The 13,883-nt window shown below is 74.6% G+C and carries 14 protein-coding genes; 8 read left to right on the plus strand and 6 right to left on the minus strand.

All coding sequences use genetic code 11. The features are described from left to right. Window positions 1-39: 39 nt before the first annotated feature. The 4 genes from ACGFX4_RS00250 to ACGFX4_RS00265 form a co-directional block, all read right to left on the minus strand. Window positions 40-2,259: a peptidoglycan binding domain-containing protein gene (locus tag ACGFX4_RS00250; protein WP_393068905.1), complete on the minus strand. Its 2,220-nt coding sequence runs from the start codon at window positions 2,257-2,259 to the stop codon at window positions 40-42. A gap of 168 nt (window positions 2,260-2,427) precedes the next feature. Further along, window positions 2,428-2,883 carry a DUF6113 family protein gene (locus ACGFX4_RS00255; protein WP_393068907.1) on the minus strand — a complete coding sequence of 152 codons (456 nt, stop codon included), beginning with the start codon at window positions 2,881-2,883 and terminating at the stop codon, window positions 2,428-2,430. Beyond that, the gene (gene mshB, locus ACGFX4_RS00260) at window positions 2,880-3,767 is read right to left on the minus strand and encodes an N-acetyl-1-D-myo-inositol-2-amino-2-deoxy-alpha-D-glucopyranoside deacetylase (protein WP_393068908.1); all 888 of its coding nucleotides are present in this window, start codon (window positions 3,765-3,767) and stop codon (window positions 2,880-2,882) included. Before mshB ends, ACGFX4_RS00255 begins: the two co-directional genes overlap by 4 nt. 41 nt (window positions 3,768-3,808) lie before the next feature. Then, the gene (locus ACGFX4_RS00265) at window positions 3,809-4,003 is read right to left on the minus strand and encodes a DUF2304 domain-containing protein (RefSeq protein ID WP_345698818.1); all 195 of its coding nucleotides are present in this window, start codon (window positions 4,001-4,003) and stop codon (window positions 3,809-3,811) included. A 160-nt stretch (window positions 4,004-4,163) separates the two neighbouring features. On the opposite strand from ACGFX4_RS00265, the gene ACGFX4_RS00270 reads away from it, so the two are divergent. The 6 genes from ACGFX4_RS00270 to ACGFX4_RS00295 all read left to right on the plus strand — a co-directional run bounded on the left by ACGFX4_RS00270 (window position 4,164) and on the right by ACGFX4_RS00295 (window position 10,277). Continuing rightward, window positions 4,164-6,287 (plus strand): alpha/beta fold hydrolase, encoded by a 2,124-nt coding sequence (locus ACGFX4_RS00270; RefSeq protein WP_393068909.1) that lies wholly within the window; start codon window positions 4,164-4,166, stop codon window positions 6,285-6,287. Between the two features lie 101 nt (window positions 6,288-6,388). Next, window positions 6,389-7,339, plus strand: coding sequence for an ABC transporter ATP-binding protein (locus ACGFX4_RS00275; protein ID WP_393068910.1), 951 nt, complete (start codon window positions 6,389-6,391; stop codon window positions 7,337-7,339). Beyond that, window positions 7,336-8,058: an ABC transporter permease gene (locus ACGFX4_RS00280; RefSeq protein ID WP_393068912.1), complete on the plus strand. Its 723-nt coding sequence runs from the start codon at window positions 7,336-7,338 to the stop codon at window positions 8,056-8,058. Before ACGFX4_RS00275 ends, ACGFX4_RS00280 begins: the two co-directional genes overlap by 4 nt. A gap of 8 nt (window positions 8,059-8,066) precedes the next feature. Beyond that, window positions 8,067-9,305, plus strand: coding sequence for a sensor histidine kinase (locus ACGFX4_RS00285; protein WP_393068913.1), 1,239 nt, complete (start codon window positions 8,067-8,069; stop codon window positions 9,303-9,305). A 51-nt stretch (window positions 9,306-9,356) separates the two neighbouring features. Further along, window positions 9,357-9,644 carry a chorismate mutase gene (locus ACGFX4_RS00290; RefSeq protein ID WP_393068914.1) on the plus strand — a complete coding sequence of 96 codons (288 nt, stop codon included), beginning with the start codon at window positions 9,357-9,359 and terminating at the stop codon, window positions 9,642-9,644. Between the two features lie 9 nt (window positions 9,645-9,653). Further along, a complete protein-coding gene (locus ACGFX4_RS00295) occupies window positions 9,654-10,277 on the plus strand; it encodes a response regulator (protein ID WP_393068916.1) in 624 nt (207 codons plus the stop codon). Window positions 10,278-10,281: 4 nt separating this feature from the next. Here the strand turns inward: ACGFX4_RS00295 and ACGFX4_RS00300 are convergent, their stop codons facing one another. Both ACGFX4_RS00300 and ACGFX4_RS00305 read right to left on the minus strand, forming a co-directional pair. After that, the gene (locus tag ACGFX4_RS00300; RefSeq protein WP_393068917.1) at window positions 10,282-11,163 is read right to left on the minus strand and encodes a transglutaminase family protein; all 882 of its coding nucleotides are present in this window, start codon (window positions 11,161-11,163) and stop codon (window positions 10,282-10,284) included. 56 nt (window positions 11,164-11,219) lie between these two features. Further along, window positions 11,220-12,158: a GNAT family N-acetyltransferase gene (locus ACGFX4_RS00305; RefSeq protein ID WP_393068919.1), complete on the minus strand. Its 939-nt coding sequence runs from the start codon at window positions 12,156-12,158 to the stop codon at window positions 11,220-11,222. Window positions 12,159-12,355: 197 nt separating this feature from the next. Between ACGFX4_RS00305 and fdxA the strand changes: the two genes are divergently transcribed. Both fdxA and dapC read left to right on the plus strand, forming a co-directional pair. After that, complete coding sequence (fdxA, locus tag ACGFX4_RS00310) at window positions 12,356-12,682, plus strand: ferredoxin (protein WP_191289380.1); 327 nt, start codon at window positions 12,356-12,358, stop codon at window positions 12,680-12,682. Between the two features lie 17 nt (window positions 12,683-12,699). Continuing rightward, window positions 12,700-13,848, plus strand: a complete 1,149-nt coding sequence (gene dapC, locus ACGFX4_RS00315) for a succinyldiaminopimelate transaminase (protein WP_393068921.1) — start codon at window positions 12,700-12,702, stop codon at window positions 13,846-13,848. Window positions 13,849-13,883: the final 35 nt, after the last annotated feature.

Raw genomic sequence — 13,883 nt, forward strand, 5'->3', positions numbered from 1 at the left:
GGAGGGACACCGGCCCCGGCGAACGGGGTTGAGCGGGGATCAGGCGGTGAAGCGGAACGCCCGGTCCTTGCCGGTCTTCTCGAAGGCCGAGGCGATGCCGTCCGCCACGTCCTGCGCGGTGATCGGCACCGACTGGCCGCCCTTCTTGAACTTCAGCTTGTCGAAGGAGGTGCCGTACGCGGCGGCCAGCTTGTCCAGGTCCCACTTGGGCACCAGCTTGCCGGAGGCGTCCGGTGCGAGGGTGAGCGCCTTGGCCGCGGTGGCCTTGCCGAACTCGAACTTCTTGACGGTGCCGACGTAGACCTGGATGTTGCCGGCCAGCACCTGCTTGCCGAGCGAGTCCGCGGCGGCCTGCAGCGCGTCCTGTCCGACCTTGGGCTGGGCGGCGGCCAGCGGCAGCGCCACGTCGCCGTCCGGGCGGCCGGCGGCGCGGTTGCGGTAGGCCTGCTCGACCTGGGCGACGGCCGAGGCGGAGTCCACCGCCTGCCCGGCCTTGCCCGGCACGACCTCGGGGCCGGCGTCGGTGAAGCGGACGTAGCCCTCCTGCAGGCCCTGGCCGGACTTGCCCGCCAGGTCGTCCAGCGCGGCCTTCAGCTTGGACTTGTCGATCCGCACCTGCGGCTCCACGGCCTTGCCGCCGCCCGCCAGCGAACCGATCACCTCGACCGGGTTCCAGCTGTGCTTGGTCAGCCCGTCCACGGTCGCGGTGGTGTCGAAGCTCAGGCCGGCGCTGGCCGGGTCCAGGTCCACCGCCTTGTCGCCGATCTTCAGCTTGAGCGGCTGCTGGCCGGTCTTCGCCACCGAGCCGTCCAGCGCGGTGACCGCCTGGTCGCGGGTGTCGCCGCCGATGTCGGTGCCGAGCACCGTGGTGCCCTTGGGGATGTCGGCCTGGTTGAGCATCAGGCCGGTGCCGTACGCGGCCGCGCCGGCGAACAGCAGGCCGCCGACCGCGTAGCCGGCCAGCTTGCCGGCCTTTCCGGACTTCTTCTTCGCCGGGGCGGCGGACGCCGGGGCCGCCGCCGGGGCGGCCTGGGTCTCGGCCGCGGCGGGCTCGGCGCCCTTCGGCGCGGCCGCCCGGGGCGAGCCCGGGAACGGCTGGGCCGGCTCCGGCGCGTCGGCGAAGCGGCCGCCGCCGGGCGGGCGGGAGGCGAACGGGTCGGCGGCCGGCGAGGCGGCGGGGCGCTGGAACGATTGGCCGGCGCCGAACGGGTCGGCCGCGGGCCGGGTGCCGAACGGATCGGCGGAGCCGGCGGCCGGGGGAGCGGACTCGAACGGGCGGCCGTTCGGTCCACCGGGTATGCCGGGGCCCTGGCGGGGCTCGTCCTCGATCGGGTCGAAGCCGCCGATCTGGGTGTCCTCGGGCTCCTCGACCGGCGCCGGACGGGACGCCCCGGCCAGGCCCGGGCGCGTCGTCGCGAACGGGTCGGCGTCCGCGAACGGGTCGGCGCCCGGGGTGGGACGACCCGCGACGGGTCGGCCCGGGGCGGGACGGCCGGCGGCGGGACGGCCCGCGGCGAACGGGTCGGCCGCCGGGGACGGCGCGGCGGCGAACGGGTCGTGGAACGGCTCACGGAGCTGGTCCTGGTGCGGCGAGCCCGCGTACGGGTCGCCCGCCGGGCGCTCGACGCGGCCGCCCTGGCCCGGCCTGCCGGCCGGGGCCTCGGCCGCCGCCGGGGCGAACGGCGAGGCGGGCGCACCGGTGGGCCGGGGCGCGGCGGGGCGGCGCGGCTCGCCCTGGGCGGCCGGCGCGGGCCGGCCCGGCGCCGGGGCGGGCGCGGGGCCGCCGGCCGGGGCGCCGGCGGGCACCTGCGCGGCGCTGCCGGCCTTCTGCCGGGGCTTGAACCACTCGCCGGTCGACTCCGCCTCGGAGGCGGCCGGCGCGGGCGCCGGCTCCTGCCACTCCGGCGGGAGGTTCGGCGGGGTGGTGGTCCGCGGGGTCGGGTCCATCACGCCGCGCACCGGGTCGTTGCCGCCGCGGTGCCGCGGCCCCTGGGGCTCGGCCGGCTCGGCGGCGGGCTTCTCGTCCTTCACCGGGCTGCGCACCACGACCGGCGGGATCGGCCGGGAACCCGGGATGTTGATCCGCACCCGGGTGGTCAGCGTCGTCTCGGTCTTCGGGACGTCGTCGGGCTCCGCGGCCGGTTCGGCACCGAAGCCAGCGGGCAGGCCGGTGCCGTACGGCGGGGTGCCCGACGGGTATGCGTCGGGGCCGCTGCGACGAGGCGGCGGGAAGGCGCTGTCAGATTCGCGGCTGCTCAATGCTGCTCTGCTCCGGATTCGCGGCCGGGCCGGCGGGGGCCGGCGGCGGCTTTGTGCCAGCTGTTCTCGAGACTGCGGCCGACTCGCCGCAGCAACACCATACTGGGCCGCAAAACCGGCCGGACGGCAACCTCGGTATCCGATATGACCGGTTCGCCCCGTATGGGACTACGGTCGGCCGTCCCTGACTGCCCGTCGCGGCTCGGCCGGCGGAACGCCGAAGCCGAAACCGGACCGGGTCGGCAGCGTCGCGCACACCACCCCGGCCACCGCCCCCAGGAACAGGTACAGGTAGGAGGTCACGCTCGCCTCCAGGACCAGGTCACCCTCCTGGCGCGGCGCCAGAAGCACCATCAGCACCACGAACCAGCCCGCCAGCGGCACCCCGGCGCCCAGCTTCGTCCCGGTCGCCCGCAGCCCGGCGTAGAACAGCGCCGCGGTCGCCACCAGGGTCAGCAGCAGCCCGACCGGGGGCCACAGAGTCTGCACAAAGGCTCCAAAGAGCGACACCAGGCCGCCCAGCAGGAACAGCGCCACGTACAGCGCGATCCGCACCCCGCGCGGCGGCAGCGGCTCCTTGAGGCGCTGCTCCCTGGTGCCCAGCACCCGGCTGACGACCTTCACCGTGCCACCCCCGCGAACAGGTCGGTCTCCGGACGGTCCGGTCCGGCCTTGCCGCGGACCAGCTGGTAGTACTCGGTGGTCAGCAGCGGCTGGCCCAGGTCGTTGCTGAGCGCGAAGAACGGGCCGTCCACGGTGACCTGGGTGGCGTGCGCCGCCATCGCCCGGGCCTTCGCCCCGGCGTACGCCGCGCCGTCCAGCACCGTGGTCACCAGCTCGTCGTCCACCACGCCCGGCACGTCGCCCGGCGCCGCGACCCCGGGGAACGGCGCCTTCGCCGCCACCTCCGCGAGGCCCCGCTCGATCACCGAGCGCGGCATCCGGTTCCAGTAGACCTTGGCGATCCGCCACGGCCCGCCGAGCTCCGGGCGGTACGCCGGGTCGGCGGCCAGCTCGTACGCGCGCATCGCCACCCGGTGCGCCTGGATGTGGTCCGGGTGCCCGTAGCCGCCGTCCTCGTCGTACGTCACCAGCACCTGCGGGCGGACCTCGCGGACCACCGCGACCAGGTGCCCGGCCGCCTCGTCCACGTCCGCCCGCCAGAAGCAGCCCGGCACGTCGTTGTCCGCGACGCCCATCATCCCGGAGTCGCGGTAACGGCCGGCCCCGCCCAGGAAGCGGTGGTCGGCGACGCCGAGCTCGCGCATCGCGGAGCCCAGCTCGCCGATCCGGTGTTCGCCGAGGGTGTCCTCCCGGTCCGCCGTCAGATGCGCCAGCTCCGGCGGGATCACCTCGCCCCCCTCGCCGAGAGTGCAGGTCACCACGGTGACCCGCACTCCTTCGGCCGCGTAGCGCGCCATGGTGGCGCCGTTCCCGATCGACTCGTCGTCCGGATGGGCGTGCACCAGCAGCAGGCCGCGCGAGGACTGGGCAGAGACGGAAGTCATGCCCAGCAGCCTAGGGCCTGGCCGAGCCTCCACCCGGCGGCTCAGAGTTTCAGGCCGTTGATCATGCCGGCGACGTTGGCGGTCACCTGCTGGATCGACGGGGCGATGGAACTGGACGCGAGATAGAAGCCGAGCAGTGCGCAGACGATCGCGTGCGTGAGCTTCAGACCTGAGCGCCGGACCAGCACCCAGACGATGACGAGCATCAGCACCACTGCGGAGACGGACAAAGCCATTGCGGCTCACACCCTTCCTCGAGTGCGCCGCCCAGGGACGGGGCGACGTCGAAAGGTTGGTCAACAGATACCCGATCGGTGACCGTCGCATCACGTCGAGTGACCTTTCCTTGCGCCGAACGAGTGATCATCTCCCGCCCTGCCCCTAGGCTCTGCTGTCATGACCACCGAGCACCCTCAGGACACCTTCCCCCGGCAGTCGGCGCGGACCCTGCGCTACACCGTGGGCGCGCCCCGTTCGTTCGCCGTCGCACCGGACGGCTCCCGGGTCGTCTTCCTCCGCTCCCGGGGCGGCGGTGACCGGGCCAACCTGCTGTGGACCCTCGACCCGGCGACCGGGGTGGAACGGGTCGCGGCCGACCCGCACGCGCTGCTCGTCGGCGGCGAGGAGCACCTGTCGGCTGCCGAGCGGGCGCGCCGCGAGCGCAGCCGCGAGGGCTCGGCGGGCATCGTCGGCTACGCGCTGGACGCGGCGGGCGCGCAGGCCGCGTTCGCGCTCTCCGGCCGGCTCTTCCTGACCGACCTGGTGGGCGGTCAGGTCCGCGAACTGCCGGCCGCCGGTCCGCTGCTGGACCCGCGCCCGGCCCCGGACGGTGCGCACGTCGCGTACGCCAACACCGCCGGCGAGCTGCGGATCAGCCGGACCGACGGGGCCGGCGACCGGGCGCTCGCCTCGCCGGAGACAGACGGGGTGACCTGGGGTCAGGCCGAGTTCATCGCGCAGGAGGAGATGGACCGCGACCGCGGCTACTGGTGGGCGCCGGACGGGCAGTCGCTGCTCGCCGCCCGCGCCGACGACGCCCCGGTGCAGCGCTGGTACATCGCCGACCCGGCCAACCCGGGCACCGTGCCCGCCGAGGTCGCGTACCCGGCGGCCGGCACCGGCAACGCCGCCGTCACGCTCTGGCTGATCGGCCTGGACGGCTCGCGCACCGAGGTCCACCGGGACACCGAGGCCTTCCCGTACCTGGCCCGGGTGCACTGGTCGGCGGGCGGCCCGCCGCTGCTGCTGGTCCAGGCCCGCGACCAGCGCACCCAGCAGCTCCTGACGGTGGACACCGCGAGCGGCGCCACCACCGTGCTCGCCGAGGAGACCGACCCGGTCTGGCACGACCTGTTCCCCGGCGTCCCGGCCTGGACCCCGGACGGCCGGCTGGTGCGGATCAGCGACGAGGGCGGCGCCCGCCACCTGCGGATCGGCGACCGCGCGGTCACCGGAGCCGAGCTGCACGTGCGCGCGGTGCTCGCGGTCGGGGCGGACGAGGTGCTGTTCACCGCCTCCGCCGGCGCCGCCGACGAGGCCGCCGAGCCCGGCCGGACCGGCCTCTACCAGGCGGGCCCGGACGGCGTCCGCGAGATCGGCCCCGAGGACGCCGGCACCGCGAGCGCGGTCCGCGGCGGCGCCACCACCGTCCTGCTCACCGCCTCCGCCGACCGGCCCGGCACCACCGCCCGGGTCCTGGTCGACGGCAAGCCGGTCGCCACCGTCGACTCGTACGCCGAGGCGCCGCTGCTCACCGCCCGGCCCGCGTTCACGTACGCCGGCGAGCGGCGGATCCCCTGCGCGGTGTTCCTGCCGACCGGGTACGACGCCGAGCGCGACGGCGCCCTGCCGGTGCTGATGGACCCCTACGGCGGGCCGCACGGGCAGCGCGTGGTGCAGGCGCACAACGCCCACCTGACCTCGCAGTGGTTCGCCGACCAGGGCTTCGCCGTGGTGGTCGCCGACGGCCGCGGCACCCCCGGGCGCAGCCCCGCCTGGGAGAAGGCGATCGCCTTCGACTTCGCCGGTGCCACCCTGGACGACCAGGTGGACGCCCTGCGGGCGCTCGCCGAGCGGTACCCGCTCGACCTGGAGCGGGTGGCCATCCGCGGCTGGTCGTACGGCGGCTACCTGGCGGCGCTCGCCGCGCTGCGCCGCCCGGACGTCTTCCACGCCGCCGTCTCCGGCGCCCCGGTCACCGACTGGCGGCTGTACGACACCCACTACACCGAGCGCTACCTGGGCCACCCCGAGCAGCGCCCCGAGGTGTACGACGCCAACTCGCTGATCGCGGACGCCCCGAAGCTCCGCCGGCCGCTGATGATCGTCCACGGCCTGGCCGACGACAACGTGGTGGCCGCGCACACCCTGCGGCTGTCCTCGGCGCTGCTCGCCGCCGGCCGCCCGCACACCGTCCTGCCGCTCAGCGGCGTCACCCACATGACCCCGCAGGAGCAGGTGGCCGAGAACCTGCTGCTGCTCCAGGTCGACTTCCTGAAGCAGGCCCTCGGCACGGCATGACATCTGTCATGCCGTGGACGCGACGGCGGGCACTGCCGGGCGACCCCCCGTTCCGGGGACTCTGAAGAGGTCGGAGAAGACGACTCTCGGAAGAGGAAACGATGAGTACGGGAACGGGGGAGGTCGCGGCCTTCCGGAACGTCAGCAAGAGCTACGGCCGGGTCCGGGCCGTCAACGGCCTGGACCTGGTGCTGCGGCCCGGCGAGACGGTCGCGCTGCTCGGCCCGAACGGGGCCGGCAAGTCCAGCAGCCTGGACCTGCTGCTCGGCCTGCGCGAGCCCGACCACGGGACCGTCGAGCTGTTCGGCGGAGCGCCGCGGGCCGCGATCGAGGCCGGCCGGGTCGGCGCGATGCTGCAGAGCGGCGGCCTGATGAGCGACGTCAGGGTCCGCGAACTGGTGGCCTTCGCCTGCGCCGTGCACCCGCGCGGCCACCGCCCCGAGGAGGTGCTGGAGACCGCCGGCATCACCGAGCTCGCCGACCGCAAGGTCGACAAGCTCTCCGGCGGCCAGGAGCAGCGGGTGCGCTTCGCCCTCGCGGTGGCCGGCGCCAACGACCTGATCGTCCTCGACGAGCCCACCACCGGCATGGACGTCTCGGTCCGGCAGCGGTTCTGGGCCGCCATGCGGGCCCAGGCCGACGCCGGCCGGACGGTCCTCTTCGCCACCCACTACCTGGAGGAGGCGGACTCCGTCGCCGACCGGGTGCTGGTGCTGCACCGCGGCCGGCTGATCGCCGACGGCACCTCCGCCGAGATCAAGGCCAAGGCCGGCGCCCGCCGGATCAGCTTCGACCTCCACCCCGAGGACGGCCCGGTCGACGAGGGCCTGCTGCGCGCCCTGCCCGGCGTCGTCGGCCTGGAGGTCACCGGCCGCCCCGACACGGTGCGCACCGTCCGGATCCGCTCCGCCGACGCCGACGCGGACGTCGCCGCGATCTACCGGGCGGGCCTGCGCCCGCGCGGCCTGGAGGTCACAGGGCTGGGCCTGGAACAGGCCTTCCTGACCATCACCGGCGAGCAGGACAACCTCGAACTGGAGAACGCGCGATGAGCACCCTGATCCGGCTGGAGATCCTGCGCACCCTGCGCAACAAGCGGTACCTGCTGTTCACGATCCTCTACCCCGCGCTGCTGTACGTGTTCTTCATCAGCGCCTACAGCGGCGGCAACGTGGCCGGCGGCATCCCGGCGAAGTCGTACTTCATGGTCTCGATGGCCACCTTCGGCGCGGTCGGCGCGGTGCTCACCGGCTCCGCGCAGCGGATCTCGCTGGAGCGCAGGAGCGGCTGGACCCGGCAGCTGCGGCTGACCGCGCTGCCCGGGCGGGCGTACACCGTCGGCAAGATCGCCTCCTGCGCGGTGACCACCCTGCCCGCGATCCTGGTGGTCTTCGCGATCGGCGCGATCGAGGGCGTCAGCCTCTCGGCGGCCCAGTGGCTGGGGCTCGGCCTCGCGCTCTGGCTCGGCAGCTTCGTCTTCGCCGCGCTCGGCGTCGCCCTCGGGTACGCGGCGCAGCCCGACGCGGTACAGCCGATGGTGATGATCGTCTACATGCTGATGGCGCTGTTCGGCGGCACCTGGTTCCCGGTGGGCGACTCGCTGAAGGCCTTCGCCCGGTTCAACCCGGTGTACGAGTACAACCAGTTGGCCACCTTCGTGCAGCCCGGCCACGCGCTGGACACCGCCGCGGTCGCCTTCCTCGCCGCCTTCCTCGCCCTGTTCGTCGCGGCCGCGGCCCACCTGTACCGCAAGGACGCGCGGCGGGCATGATGGCCCGCATGCTGAAGACCTTCCGGGCCCGTCGCCCCGCAGCCGCGGAGGAGGTGGGCCCGGACGCCCGCGGCTACGGCAACATCCCCGGCGCCGTCGTGGAGAACCGGCGCCAGCTGCTGGTCAAGCTCTGCTGGATGTCGCTCTGGCTGGTCTACCTGGTCTACCCGGTCAAGGACCTGGCCGGGGGGAAGCACACCACCGCGGCCACGGTGGCGGGCGCGGTGGCCCTCACGGTCTTCCTCACCGCCTACTTCTCGCTGGTGACGATCCGCTCCACCCGGGCCGACGGCTACCGCGGCAAGTACGTGCCGGTGGCGGTGATGTCCACCCTGGCGGTCACCACCACCTTCACCCTCGGCGAGTCCTGGCTCACCCTCTTCACGTACACCACCGTCTGCGTGGCCATCGTGCTGCCGCCCCGGCGCAGCATCCACGGCGTGCTGGCCGTCACCGCGCTCGCCCTCGGCATCGGCCTGCTGGTCGACGCCGACCGGGACACCGTCGGCGCGATCGCCCTGCCCTGCCTGCTCGGCGGACTCGCCATGACCGGCCTGCAGCGGCTGATCGCCACCATGCGCGAACTGCGCGAGGCCCGCGCCGCCGTCGCCCACCTCGCCGCCTCCGAGGAGCGGCTGCGGCTCGCCCGCGACCTGCACGACCTGCTCGGCCACTCGCTCTCGCTGATCACCATCAAGAGTGAGCTCGCCGGCCGCTTCCTGGACGCCGGGAAGACCGTCGAGGGGCGCGCGCAGGTCGCCGACATCGAGAGCGTCGCCCGGCAGTCCCTGATCGACGTCCGGGAGGCCGTCAGCGGCTTCCGCCGGCCCACCCTCGCCGTCGAGCTGGCCGCCGCGCGCACCGCGCTGACCACCACCGAGGTCCGGCTGGAGGCCGACCCCGCGCTCGCCGACGGTCGCCCCGGGCTCGGCGGCGACGAGGCCGGCGCGCTGGCCTGGGCGCTGCGCGAGGCCGTCACCAACGTCGTCCGGCACGGCGCCGGCGCCACCCGGTGCACCGTCACCCTCGACGAGGCCTGGGAGGACGACGGCACCCGCTGGGCCGTCCTGGACGTCACCGACAACGGGCGCGGCCCCGGCAGGTCCGCCCCCGGCAACGGGCTCTCCGGCCTGCGCGAACGGCTCGCCCAGGTCGGCGGCCGGCTGGAGACCGGCGCCGGCCCGCACGGCAGGGGCTTCAGCCTGCGCGCCCTCGTCCCGCTCCGCCCGGCCCCGACGGGCGGGTAGGCCGGGCGGGTGGGCCGGGGTGGGTACGCCGGGTGGGTAGGCTGCGCTGCCATGACCCCCGCATCCCCTGAACTGGCCTCGCTGCGCGCCGAGATCGACGGTCTGGACGAGCGGATCGTCGCCCTGCTCGCCGAGCGGATCGCCGTCGTCCACCGGGTCGCCCGGCACAAGACCGACGAGACCGCCGTCCGCGCCCCCGACCGCGTCCAGCAGGTCGTGGACCGGGTCCGCGCGCTCGCCGACGGCCACGGCATCCCCGCCGACCTGGTCGAGAAGGTCTACCGGCTGCTGATCGCCGAGCTGACCGAACTGGAGCTCGACACCTTCGGCCGCCCGTAGGCTGACGGCATGACAGACGAGGCGCGTCCGGTGAGGGTCCTGCTGGCCGAGGACCAGGGAATGGTGCGCGAGGCGCTCGCCGCCCTGCTCGGCCTCGAACCGGACATCGACGTGGTCGCCCAGGTCTCGCGCGGCGACCAGGTCGTCGACGCCGCCGTCGAGCACGACGTGGACGTCGCCGTGCTCGACATCGAGATGCCCGGCATGACCGGCATCGACGCCGCCGCCGAACTGCGCCGCCGCCGGCCCGGCACCAAGGTCGTCATCGCCACCACCTTCGGCCGGCCCGGCTACCTGCGCCGCGCCATGGAGTCCGGCGCCGACGCCTTCCTGGTCAAGGACGCCCCGGCCGCCGAACTCGCCGAGGCCGTCCGCCGGGTGCTGCGCGGCGAGCGGGTCATCGACCCGACGCTCGCCGCCGCCGCGCTCGCCGAGGGCGCCAACCCGCTCACCGGCCGCGAGCTCGACGTGCTCGCCGCCGCCGCCGACGGCTCGGTCAACGCCGACATCGCCCGCCGGCTGCACCTGTCGGAGGGCACCGTCCGCAACTACCTGTCGATGGCGATCCAGAAGACCGGCGCCCGCAACCGCGCAGAGGCCGTCCGGGTCGCCAGGGAGAAGGGCTGGCTGTAGCCCGTCAGTTCAGCCGGTGGCGGGCGGCCCTCGCCTCGTGCCGGACCTTGGCCGCCGCCTCCGGGTTGAACGCGTCGAGGATCTCCGCGTAGGCCTCCATCTCGGCCGCGCCGCTCAGGAAGTCGCCGGTCTTCACCAGCAACTCGGCCCGCTCCAGCCGCAGTTGCGCCGGATGCCGGGGCAGCAGCAGCCCGAGCTCCGCCGCCCAGAGCTGGGTCCGGGCGTGCTCCGGGCGGTCCGCCGCCCAGCCCCGGATGTTCCCGAGCACCCGCAGCACGGTGTTCAACGGCTGCGCCGGGGTGAGCAGTTCGGGCGAGTACCGGTGGCCCGCCGCGATCACCAGGCGCTCCACGTCCGGCAGGTCGAGCAGCCGTCCGCCGTGGAACGGATCCGCCAGCACGTACTCCTCGCCGCCGGCCGGCCCGCCGACCGCGACGATGAAGTGCCCCGGCAGCGCGACCCCGTGCACGGTCAGCCCGGCCCGCGACGCCACCGCGCTCCACACCAGCGACAGCATGATGGGCAGCCCGCGCCGCCGCCGCAGCACCTCCGGCAGCAGCGAGGACTCCAGCCGCCGGTAGTCCGACTGCTGCCCGTGGAAGCGTTCCCGCCCGCCGAGCACCGCCGCCAGCAGCGCGGCCGTCTCCTCCGGCCCGGACGGCCGCCGCTCGGCCACCGCCTGCCGGATCGCGGCGGCATGCCGGTCCAGCGCCGCCTGGCAGGCGGAGAGCAGGGCCTGCAGGGTAGGCCTCTCCCCGGTGTCGCCCGGGTCGGCGCCCAGGTCGCCGAGGGTGTGCTCGGCGGCCGCGAGGACACACAACAGCACCGGGTCGGGATGCTCGGCGCGGGCCTCGGCCCGGAAGCGGGATCTGCTCTGCTCGGTCACAGCAGCCTTCGGTTCAGCAGCCTTCGGTACGGAAGAGGTGGGGCGACGCGCGAGGGCTACGGAAGACGCGCGTAGTGGTAAGTGTGACTGGTCGCGAAGCCCAGTCCGTCATACAGCGCGATCGCCCCCGTGTTCTCCGCCTCCACCTGCAGGTACGCGGCGCCCGCCCCCTCCTCGGCCGCCCGGGCCGCGAGCACCGCCATCAGCGTGGTCGCCAGACCCGTTCGGCGGGCGTACGGGGCGACCTCGATCGCGCCGAAGCACGCCCACGCGCCGTCCACCGCCAGCCGGCCGATCGCCAGCGGCGCGCCGCCGTCCGGCCCCGGCACGGTCGCGAACCAGACCGAGGGGCCGCCGTGGATCACCCGACGGGCCGCCTCCTCCACCGCCGGGTCGGCGGTCACCCGCCGGTACAGCGACATCCACTCCGGCCCGGCGGTGCGCGACAGCCGCACCCGCTCGTGGCCGCGGCCGAGCTTCGCCAGCGGCGCGAGCGGCGCGGTGCGCACCAGGGTCGGGGCGTACGCCGCGCCGATCCGGTCGAGCTCGGCGGCGAGGTCCGGCGGCGAGCCCGGGGTGATCACCTCGACGTACCCGGGCAGGCCGCGGGCCGCGTACCAGCCGCGCACCCGGTCCAGCGCCTCGCCCAGCGGCACGCCCGGATCGCCCAGCGCCTGCACCGAGTTGGCCCGCCGGGTGAAGCCGGCCGCGGCCCGCAGCGTCCACTCGCCGAGCGGCTCGTTCTCCACCGCCGGCCAGGAGCGGGCGGCGATCCGCTGCAGCTCCAGCGGGGTCACGGACGGGGGCTGCACCCGGCGGGCCGGGAAGAGCGGCACGGTCTTGCCCGCGACCAGCCGGTCGGTCGGGAAGGTGACCGACTCTCCGCTGCGGGGCACCACCGAGATGCCATGATCGTCCCAGGACTCGAGAACGCCGATCAGATCGCGGAACACCGGCCGGTCGCCGACGAACTCCGAGACACGCCGGACGGACACCCGTCGTCCCACGTCAGACCGGTCTATCCGGACCTCGGGACGGCCCTCCACCGGCGTTCCACTCGGGCTCATCGGCACCTCCTGTGCATTTGCGGTCTCCGACCCGCGATACTAGGGGCGGGCATCGACGACGCCGCGCTCAATTGCGCGACCGAGTAAACAGTAGGGCGGCAGCCCTTCCGAGGAGGAACGACAGCGTGACCTACGTCATCGCGCAGCCTTGTGTCGACGTCAAGGACAAGGCGTGCATCGAAGAGTGCCCGGTCGACTGCATCTACGAGGGCGAGCGCTCTCTGTACATCCACCCGGATGAGTGCGTCGACTGCGGTGCGTGCGAGCCGGTCTGCCCGGTCGAGGCCATCTTCTACGAGGACGACACCCCGGAGGAGTGGAAGGACTACTACAAGGCGAACGTCGAGTTCTTCGACGACCTCGGTTCGCCCGGTGGCGCTTCCAAGCTGGGCCTGATCGAGCGGGACCACCCGTTCATCGCGGCCCTCCCGCCGCAGAACACCGACCACTGATCGGTGGCATCCGAGCTGTGAGCACCAAGAACAGCACGTCCGCGCCGTTCCCGGGACACCCGGGGGCGGCGCGCCGCGTATCCGACCGCCTTCCGGTCTTCCCCTGGGACAAGCTGGAGCCGTACAAGGCGACCGCGCTCGCCCACCCCGGCGGCCTGTGCGACTTCTCCGTCGGCACCCCGGTCGACCCGGTGCCGGACGTCATCCAGAAGGCCCTCGCCGACGCCAGTGACGCCCCCGGCTACCCGACCGTCTGGGGCACCGCGGAGCTCCGCGGCGCCGTCTCCGGGTGGCTGCGGCGGCGCGTCGGCGCGGAGATCGGCCCCGAGGCGGTGCTCCCCACCGTCGGCTCCAAGGAGCTCGTCGCCTGGCTGCCCGGGCAGCTCGGCCTCGGCCCCGGCGACCAGGTCGCCTACCCGCGGCTCGCCTACCCCACGTACGAGGTCGGCGCGCTGCTCTGCGGCGCGGAGCCGGTCGCGTACGACAGCGTCGACGAGCTCGACGGCTCGCGGGTGCGGCTGCTGTGGCTGAACTCGCCGTCCAACCCGACCGGGCGGGTGCTCGGCGCGGAGGAACTGCGCGCCGCCGTCGCCTGGGCCCGGGAGCACCGGGTGCTGCTGGTCAGCGACGAGTGCTACCTGGAACTGGGCTGGGACGCCGAGCCCGTCTCGGTGCTGCACCCGTCCGTCTGCGGGGAGCAGGGGCACGAGGGGCTGCTCGCGGTCCACTCGCTCTCCAAGCGCTCCAACCTGGCGGGCTACCGGGCCTCGTTCGTCGCCGGTGACCCGGTGGTGGTGCGGGAGCTGCTGGAGATCCGCAAGCACGGCGGCATGATCGTGCCGGCGCCGGTGCAGGCCGCGACGATCGCGGCGCTCGGCGACGACGCGCACGTGGTCGAGCAGCGGGAGCGGTACGCGGCGCGGCGGGCCGCGCTGCGGGCCGCCCTGGAGGCGTACGGCTTCCGGATCGAGCACTCCGAGGCCAGCCTGTACCTGTGGGCGACCCAGGACCGGCCGTGCTGGGAGACCGTCGCCGAACTCGCGGAGCTGGGCATCCTGGTGGCGCCCGGCGACTTCTACGGGCCGGCGGGGGAGCGCTTCGTCCGCGTGGCGTTCACCGCGACGGACGAGCGGGTCGCCGCTGCGGTCGAACGCCTGCGGAAGTAACGACAGGGGCGCGAGGAACTGCGCGACCGGCCGTG

Source organism: Kitasatospora sp. NPDC048365 (genome assembly GCF_043200835.1).
Classification (GTDB): Bacteria; Actinomycetota; Actinomycetes; order Streptomycetales; family Streptomycetaceae; genus Kitasatospora; species Kitasatospora terrestris.

Excerpts from the sequence above, each read along its gene's own strand:
- ACGFX4_RS00290 (WP_393068914.1), top strand. The coding sequence starts at position 9,357 with ATGACCCCCGCATCCCCTGAACTGGCCTCGCTGCGCGCCGAGATCGAC.
- ACGFX4_RS00275 (WP_393068910.1), top strand. The coding sequence starts at position 6,389 with ATGAGTACGGGAACGGGGGAGGTCGCGGCCTTCCGGAACGTCAGCAAG.
- ACGFX4_RS00280 (WP_393068912.1), top strand. The coding sequence starts at position 7,336 with ATGAGCACCCTGATCCGGCTGGAGATCCTGCGCACCCTGCGCAACAAG.
- ACGFX4_RS00285 (WP_393068913.1), top strand. The coding sequence starts at position 8,067 with ATGCTGAAGACCTTCCGGGCCCGTCGCCCCGCAGCCGCGGAGGAGGTG.
- ACGFX4_RS00265 (WP_345698818.1), bottom strand. The coding sequence starts at position 4,003 with ATGGCTTTGTCCGTCTCCGCAGTGGTGCTGATGCTCGTCATCGTCTGG.
- mshB (WP_393068908.1), bottom strand. The coding sequence starts at position 3,767 with ATGACTTCCGTCTCTGCCCAGTCCTCGCGCGGCCTGCTGCTGGTGCAC.
- ACGFX4_RS00270 (WP_393068909.1), top strand. The coding sequence starts at position 4,164 with ATGACCACCGAGCACCCTCAGGACACCTTCCCCCGGCAGTCGGCGCGG.
- ACGFX4_RS00295 (WP_393068916.1), top strand. The coding sequence starts at position 9,654 with ATGACAGACGAGGCGCGTCCGGTGAGGGTCCTGCTGGCCGAGGACCAG.